Genomic DNA, 347 nt, shown 5'->3' with positions numbered 1-347 from the left:
TAAGACCTAAGCGGCCGATGGTACTGCACTGGAGACGGTGTGGGAGAGCAGGCGGACGCCAGATCAAATGGGGATGTAGCTCAGTTGGGAGAGCACCTGCCTTGCAAGCAGGGGGTCGAGAGTTCGAATCTCTTCATCTCCACTCAGAAGCAAGTCTTCTGAAAGATGGGCTTATAGCTCAGCTGGTTAGAGCGCACGCCTGATAAGCGTGAGGTCGGTGGTTCGAGTCCACTTAAGCCCATTGGCTTGTATTTCATATATGCTGTGAGGCTAAGTGATATAAGCCAATGATTGTACCTTGAAAACTGCATACATGTAAGTTTGTGTATAAGATACACAAGCATCCT

At 49.0% G+C, this 347-nt stretch carries 2 tRNA genes; both read left to right on the top strand.

Annotated features, from left to right (window positions below):
• The first annotated feature begins 69 nt into the window (after positions 1 to 69).
• Positions 70 to 142, top strand: a tRNA-Ala gene (locus G5B11_RS18890).
• Positions 143 to 167: 25 nt separating this feature from the next.
• Positions 168 to 241 (top strand) — tRNA-Ile (locus tag G5B11_RS18885).
• The last annotated feature ends 106 nt before the right edge of the window (positions 242 to 347 follow it).

The organism is Blautia glucerasea, assembly GCF_013304385.1.
Lineage (GTDB): Bacteria > Bacillota > Clostridia > Lachnospirales > Lachnospiraceae > Blautia_A > Blautia_A ammoniilytica.
This window is presented reverse-complemented; position numbering and strand designations above follow the sequence as displayed.